Source organism: Bacillus sp. LQ16, from assembly GCF_057784645.1.
The window spans coordinates 285001-292500 of the sequence record NZ_CM173491.1 but is presented as its reverse complement, the minus strand read 5'-3'; the positions used below and the strand labels follow the sequence as shown (position 1 = coordinate 292500).

Genomic DNA, 7500 nt, shown 5'->3' with positions numbered 1-7500 from the left:
AGGGATTACGATTACAAAAGGGAAGCTTTGGCCAAGAACTTATCGAAAAAAACTTCAATTTTCTTACTTACATTTATCAATTACTAGATCTTCTCGAACATAATTACAAAAAGATAAGCGTAATCATACCAAACTATAATTATGAAAAATACTTACCTGATCGAATCGAATCAATATTAAACCAAACCTACCCTCTTTACGAACTAATTTTCTTAGACGATGCCTCCACTGATCATAGCGTATCAACATTTAAAGAACTGCTCTCAAAAGAAAATAAGATCCATCTGAAGGTTCAACAGGTTATTAATGATACAAACTCTGGTTCTGTATTTAAACAATGGATAAAAGGCGTCACTGCAGCAACTGGTGATTATATTTGGATTGCAGAGGCCGATGACTTATGCGATAAGACATTTTTACAAGAGGTGATGCAGGGGTTTTATATAAATAACAATATTGCCTTAAGCTACACACAATCAAAACAAATAGACGAACAAGGAAATGTATTGGCTAATCATTATTTAAATTACACAAATGATATCGATGAAGAAAAATGGAAAGCCCCCTATTTTCGAAAAGGCGTCGATGAAATACAAGATACTTTACTTATCAAAAACACTATACCTAATGTCTCGAGTGTAGTTTTTAAAAATATAGATATGAAGAAAACAGAAAAACAGCTAGAAAAGTTCAAAATAGCTGGTGACTGGTTCTTCTATGTTTCTCTTCTTACAGAGGGAGATATTTACTTCAATCCAGCCCCCCTAAACTATCATAGACGACATTTAAATAGCGTAACAAGAACAGAAGATTCATATTCCCATTACAATGAAGTTGTGCAAATGCAAAATTTTATTAAAGAAAGCTTTACTATCGATGACATTTCTAAAATGAAAATGTATACATATAGAAAGTATCTTAAAGCATATTTAAAGATTTAAACGTATGCTTTCTCTACCATCAATATCTCTTGTAAGGCGATATTATTATTTAAGGGGGAATACTCTTTGAAAGACTTTATAGAGGAACATAAAGATTTAATTTCTCAAATCGCACACAGCTACAATGTAGATGCAAGTATCCATCCTGAGGATCATATCTTTCAGTTCATTGTCACTAATCCCGTTTTCCCATCAAAAAAAGAAGCGATAGATTACTATTTTAAAGACGGGCAAAACTCAGCACAAATACTCTTAGACTTAATCACTTCCCTTTATCCTCCTACAGGCAATCCAATCAAATTGTTAGAGTTTGCATCTGGATACGGCTGCGTAACACGTCATTTATTAAATCTACAAGCGAATTTGAGTATAACCGCTTGTGATATACACGAAGAGGCCATTTCCTTTATTGAAAACAAATTAAATAATCCTTCTATATTATCTCACCCTGAGCCCGAACAGTTAAAATTAGACTCCTCTACGTACGATATTGTTTTTTGTCTATCCTTTTTTTCTCATATGCCTGATACAACTTGGTTTCGTTGGCTTCAAACATTGTATAACGCTGTTTCACCTGGTGGTTTATTCATTTTCACAACCCATGGCTATCAAAGTAAAAAATATTTCGGGTTTCCAAATTTAAACGAACAGGGCTATTGGTTTCTCTCTTCTAGTGAACAATTCGATTTAGATGTTAATCAGTACGGACAAACGATAGTTAGTCCCTCTTACGTGTGTGACAAAATTAAATTATTGCCCTATAACCCAATCATCAAAAAGTATACTGAAGGATTTTGGTGGGAACATCAAGACCTTTGGGTAATAGAAAAAGAAGTAAAATAATAAACCACGCTCTGCTTATATACAAGTAGAGTGTGGTTTATTATTTTTTACTATATAAGAACTCTTCAATCCATAGCTTATTTAATCTAATCCCATTTTTAAAATCTATTTTAGGTTCCCAATTCAATTCTTGTTTTATCTTATCAATATTTAAAATGATTCTTTGGACGTTCTCTTGTTTTTGTTTATAACAGATAAAATCCACTTTTCTTTCTGTTATTTTCTCTAGTTCCACTATAATTCGTTTTAAAGAAAGACCTTTGCCACTCCCTATGTTATATACGCAAGATTTCAATTGATTTAATTGTGCTAGTTGTATAGTAATTTCAACTAAATCATCGATATAAATATAATCTCTAATAATCTCCTCTGGATTCCCATATATATTAATCCTTTCATTACTGAGATGCTGATACAAAAAACAATTTATCGCCCCAACTTTTTTTAAGGGGTTTTGGTATTTTCCATACGGATTAGAATATCTACATACAACATAATCTATTCCATATTTTCTCTTATAAAAATACAAATAATTCTCGAGCGAAACTTTTGTTATTCCATACGGGGAAAGTGGTCTTAATGGATGTTTCTCATCAATAGGCAAATATTCAGGTTCACCATAAACTGTGCCTCCCGAAGAAGCTAATATAATTTTTTTAATACGAAAATCTTTAACACTTTCCATGAAATTAAGAAAAAATAAACTGCTATTAATATCGCCGAAAACATCTTCAATTGAAGTTGCTACGTTAGACGTCGCAGCTAAATAAATAATAATATCTATATTCACTAAAGCCTTATATATATCCTCAACATTTTCTAAATCACCTTTAATAAATTCAACTTCACTTATAATATTTTGAGGAAAATTATTTATATGCCTGGAAAATACTTTTACATTTTGCCCCTGTTTCAATAAACCCAATGCGAGGTTGATACCAATGAAACTATTTCCACCTACTATTAAATAATTATTCTTCCTCATAATATCATCTCTCTAGTAATAAATTTTTCCCATCGTCAAACCTAAAAACATACACAATAAACTGGATCATTTCGATTATTCATCTTCTTATCATTGTATGTTTGTTATAAATTTTCATTATCTTTATTTTCTATTTTCATTTTGGAATAACTTCCTTATTCAGATTGACTGCAAAAACACTCATAATATTTACTCATCCCCATGAATATATTTAATAAACAATCCTCACTTGTTTAACCCATAAAAAAACTTCTACATACACAAGGTTCTCAAAAAAAGGAGTGCGAAACTCATGAAAAATATAAATCAAGAGCTTTTAAATCATGTAATTCTACATAAAGACCGAATTCCGCATTACCATAAAGACTTTCCCCTTATACTATTTTGGAGTCACAGAAGCGGATGCACCGCATTAGCTAATTGGTTCTTTTTTCAAATTGGATTATCTACTGAAGCAAAGAAATACAATGACTTTATTCATTACTATGAGTTCTGGGTGTATAAGAACAATATAAATTACATACCAGAGTTACAGAATGGTCTTCTAGAAGGTAAAAAGGATGTTTGTAAACTTGTGCGAAATCCCTATACAAGGGCTGTCAGCTCATTTCTATTACTTGCTGACAATCCATACGCTAGCCCCCAATGGGAAAGTATCCGTCATTATTTTTATAATGATAAATATAGTAATCAAGGAATATCATTTAAACAATTTTTATATTACGTTCAGGCATTTGGTTCCAATTCCCTAGCAATAGATATACATTTTAGCCAACAATACGTCCCTGGTGAAGAAAACTTCATCCAATGTTATATTCCTTTAGAAGATTTTAATGCACAAATCACCAAAACTAGAACACACGTACGATTTGATAAAATCCAATTTAGCACTTCTTACAAATTCAGATCATCATCGCGCCCACAAGATGATTTATGCAGGGAGCTATGCAGAACTTAGCATTACAGATGAAGCCTTCCCACGATTTCCAACATACGAAAGCTTTTATGATAAAGAAACCATGGATTTAGTCACAGAAATATATGCACAGGACTTTGAAATGTACCCGTACACGAGAGGGATACTTTAAGTCTATACATTTTTCTATGAATAAAAGCCAATGCATCGCATAGCATAAAGTGAAACTTTAATTCGAGTCGGGTTCTCTTCAACTGATTATTCCCTTTTCCTAATCGCTATTTTAAGAGATACCTAACTTTCACCTATTCCCTTTGATTTCGCCGATTGTTGACGTGTATCATACTTTCCATAAATAGATTGCATGTAACATAGGAGTGATGTCGTGTGGAAATCAATTTGAAACACAATAATGGGTACTGCGTTATTTGCGAAAAGAAAGCTACATTTATAGAGCATAATGATTGGCTTAGAGATCATTATTTATGTTCTACATGTAACTCTATCCCAAGGCAGCGAGCTTTAATCCATACTTTACACACATTTTTTCCAAAATGGGATTCCTATAGTATCCACGAATCCTCTCCTGGAGGAATTACAACTCAGCTACTATTAAAAAACTGTAAAAACTATACATATTCTCAATACTTTAAAAACTATCCTCTTGGCCAATACTTTCAAGGAATTAGATGTGAGAACTTAGAAGACATGACTTTTGAAAATGAATCTTTTGATTTATTCATTACTCAAGACGTTTTTGAGCATGTAATGACGCCAAATAAAGCCTTTAAAGAAATAGAACGAGTATTAAAACCTGGCGGCGCTCATGTATTTACTGTCCCTTGGTATCATACACTCACAAAAACTGTGCAAAGAGCAAGATTGAATAAAGAGGTGATTGAATATATTGAAGAGCCCATTTATCACGGAAACCCTATTGATGAGAATGGGTCTTTAGTAACGTTCGATTGGGGGCAGGATATGATTGAATATATTTATACACACACAAATATGTATACCATTGTTTATTTACAAAAGGATAGATCACTCGGGTTAGATGCTGAATTTTTACATGTTTTTATTAGTAAAAAGCAAGAAAATAAGGTTTAATCACTATATAATTTGGAGGTTTGACAAATGCATAACTTTAAGTTAGGAAGTGATTTTGATAATCTTGTTAATTCACTATCTGATGTTGAACTTCTAAATTTATTTATACAAAGTTGTTCCCAAACAACGATAAATGGGGTTCCCGTACCTAGGTTTCCTCCTGAAGAAATTCAAAAACAATTTGTAGGCGCTTCCTATGAACATGCTCTTTATGAAGCATATTTGTTTTATAGCTATATAAAACAATACGCCAAGAATTTAGGTGTTCCCGTGAATAAAGAAAGTAAAGTTTTAGACTTCGGCTGCGGATGGGGAAGAATTATACGCTTCTTATTTAAAGATGCCTCTGATCAAAATTTACTTGGCATTGATGTGGATCATGCGATGATCACACTTTGTAATGAAACACTAGGAAGAGGGATATATAAAACAGCAAGTCCACATCCCCCTGTAGAATTTATTAGTGACAATTCATTAGATATCATATTCGCTTATTCTGTATTCTCACATTTATCCGAAGAAACTGCTGAAAATTGGATAAAAGAATTTTCAAGAGTTCTTCGCCCTGGTGGAATTTTCATCGCAACAACACAAGCGCGCTATTTTCTTGATTTTTGTCAACAATTCCACGAACATCCTGAATTAATTCAAACAGGATGGCATAAAACTTTATCTCAAGCTTTTCCAGATATACATCGCGCTATCTCGGATTATGAAAACGGAAAATTTGTCCACAGCGCTACTGGTGCAGGGGATGTTAGAAATAGTAGTTTTTACGGAGAAACCGTTATACCTAGGACTTATATTGAAAATCATTATGAGAAATATTTAAAGCTACAAGACTTTTTTGATGATGTAAATCGATTACCACAAGCCCTCTTTGTCCTTCAAAAAATTTAATTCCTTTTATTCAACGTAATACACTTAATTTCATGAAGAAAAGCACTTTCTATTTCAGCTATATATCAAATTACCTAATACTCTCTTATTAAGTAAGCTGTAAAAACAAATTCAATACATACCATAAAAAAAGCAGTAAACAGCTAACATATCTCTTGTTTTAAAATTGCTCCACCAAATCAAGAATACCTTCCCAACAATTGAACTACGAAAAACATGAGGGGGATATACTTTGAAAATAATCGCTTTTTACTTACCACAATTCCATCAAATTAAAGAAAATGATCGATGGTGGGGGAAAGGATTTACTGAATGGACAAATACTAAAAGTGCACGCCCTTTATTTTCAGGACATTATCAACCGAGGGAACCTTATCAAGATTTTTATTATGACTTAACTAGCCCCTCCGTAAGAAAGTGGCAAGCAGAAATCGCTAAAGCATACGGTATATATGGTTTTTGTTATTATCATTATTGGTTTAAGGGAAAAAGACTATTAGAAACACCCTTTAATGACGTACTAAAGATGAAGGAACCTGACTTCCCTTTTTGTCTTTCTTGGGCAAATGAACCATGGACAAAATCTTGGGATGGTCTCGATAAACATATATTAATGCCTCAAGATTACGGAGATATATCTGATTGGAAGGAACACTTTGATTATTTATTACAGGCTTTCCAAGATGAGAGATATATTTATATAGATGATAAACCTCTATTCATTATTTATCGTCCAGGACATATTCCTGATTGTGAAAAAATGCTTAATTACTGGAATGCATTAGCGCGAGAAAATGGTTTAAAAGGCATATACTTTGCTGAAACATTAAACAGTTTTCCACTACCTAATATAAATGGATTCGATGCTAGCATTCAGTTTGAACCTTTCTATACAATTGCCCATGATAGCTCTTCAGACATAAATAAGGTCATATATGATTCTGATATGCAATTGAATGTTTGGGACTACGATAAAGTATGGATGTATATATTACAACGATCGCTCCCAAAGAAAAAAACATTTCCTGGGGCTTTTGTTGATTGGGATAATACTGCACGACGTAAAAACGCAAATAGCAGCATCTTTGTAGGTTCTACCCCTGAAAAGTTCACCATATATTTAAGCAAGCAAATTCATCGTACTTACTCTTTTTATAACAGCGAGTTTTTATTTATTAACGCATGGAATGAGTGGGCGGAAGGAACTTACTTAGAGCCAGATAAAAAATATGGATTTTCTTATTTAGAAGGAGTTAAAAATGCAATTGATAGAGGTATGAAAGCATACAAAAAAGACGAGTCATCCTGACTCGTCTTAAAGTTGCTTGGCGACGTCCTACTCTCACAGGGACAAGGTCCCAACTACCATCGGCGCTAGAGAGCTTAACTTCCGTGTTCGGTATGGGAACGGGTGTGACCTCTCTGCCATCATCACCAAACTATGAAGGCATATTCCTTCAAAACTAGATAACATTGCTACATATTATATGGTTAAGTCCTCGATCTATTAGTATTCGTCAGCTCCACATGTCACCATGCTTCCACCTCGAACCTATCAACCTGATCATCTTTCAGGGATCTTACTAGCTTACGCTATGGGAAATCTCATCTTGAGGGGGGCTTCATGCTTAGATGCTTTCAGCACTTATCCCTTCCGCACATAGCTACCCAGCTATGCCCTTGGCAGAACAACTGGTACACCAGCGGTGCGTCCATCCCGGTCCTCTCGTACTAAGGACAGCTCCTCTCAAATTTCCTACGCCCACGACGGATAGGGACCGAACTGTCTCACGACGTTCTGAACC

The 7500-nt window shown here is 33.8% G+C and carries 6 protein-coding genes, 2 rRNA genes and 1 pseudogene (2 of these 9 cut by a window edge); 6 read left to right on the top strand and 3 right to left on the bottom strand.

Going from position 1 to position 7500, the window contains the following annotated elements; genetic code table 11:
- On the top strand, positions 1-941 hold the 3' end of the coding sequence (locus tag AC3EMB_RS01630; RefSeq protein WP_089170307.1) for a glycosyltransferase. The gene continues 991 nt to the left of window position 1, outside the view; the window shows 941 of its 1932 coding nt (coding positions 992-1932); the start codon falls outside the window, past its left edge; it ends in the stop codon at positions 939-941.
- 66 nt (positions 942-1007) lie between these two features.
- On the top strand, positions 1008-1784 hold the full coding sequence (locus tag AC3EMB_RS01625) for a class I SAM-dependent methyltransferase (protein WP_460229943.1): 777 nt from the start codon (positions 1008-1010) through the stop codon (positions 1782-1784).
- 40 nt (positions 1785-1824) lie between these two features.
- Here the strand turns inward: AC3EMB_RS01625 and AC3EMB_RS01620 are convergent, their stop codons facing one another.
- The gene (locus AC3EMB_RS01620) at positions 1825-2769 is read right to left on the bottom strand and encodes an NAD-dependent epimerase/dehydratase family protein (RefSeq protein WP_001230828.1); all 945 of its coding nucleotides are present in this window, start codon (positions 2767-2769) and stop codon (positions 1825-1827) included.
- Between the two features lie 292 nt (positions 2770-3061).
- On the opposite strand from AC3EMB_RS01620, the pseudogene AC3EMB_RS01615 reads away from it, so the two are divergent.
- The 4 genes and pseudogenes from AC3EMB_RS01615 (at position 3062) to AC3EMB_RS01600 (ending at position 7004) form a co-directional block, all read left to right on the top strand.
- Positions 3062-3857: pseudogene (locus AC3EMB_RS01615) on the top strand (sulfotransferase family 2 domain-containing protein).
- Positions 3858-4072: 215 nt separating this feature from the next.
- Positions 4073-4795 (top strand): class I SAM-dependent methyltransferase, encoded by a 723-nt coding sequence (locus AC3EMB_RS01610; protein WP_000405127.1) that lies wholly within the window; start codon positions 4073-4075, stop codon positions 4793-4795.
- 27 nt (positions 4796-4822) lie between these two features.
- Positions 4823-5695 carry a class I SAM-dependent methyltransferase gene (locus AC3EMB_RS01605; RefSeq protein ID WP_488517412.1) on the top strand — a complete coding sequence of 291 codons (873 nt, stop codon included), beginning with the start codon at positions 4823-4825 and terminating at the stop codon, positions 5693-5695.
- 232 nt (positions 5696-5927) lie between these two features.
- Positions 5928-7004, top strand: a complete 1077-nt coding sequence (locus tag AC3EMB_RS01600; protein ID WP_098607200.1) for a glycosyltransferase WbsX family protein — start codon at positions 5928-5930, stop codon at positions 7002-7004.
- 14 nt (positions 7005-7018) lie between these two features.
- Here AC3EMB_RS01600 and rrf read toward each other — a convergent pair.
- Both rrf and AC3EMB_RS01590 read right to left on the bottom strand, forming a co-directional pair.
- Positions 7019-7134: ribosomal RNA gene (gene rrf / locus AC3EMB_RS01595) — 5S ribosomal RNA — on the bottom strand.
- A gap of 48 nt (positions 7135-7182) precedes the next feature.
- Positions 7183-7500: ribosomal RNA gene (locus tag AC3EMB_RS01590) — 23S ribosomal RNA — on the bottom strand; it runs 2604 nt beyond the window's last position.

Excerpts from the sequence above, each read along its gene's own strand:
- AC3EMB_RS01620 (WP_001230828.1), bottom strand. The coding sequence starts at position 2,769 with ATGAGGAAGAATAATTATTTAATAGTAGGTGGAAATAGTTTCATTGGT.
- AC3EMB_RS01605 (WP_488517412.1), top strand. The coding sequence starts at position 4,823 with ATGCATAACTTTAAGTTAGGAAGTGATTTTGATAATCTTGTTAATTCA.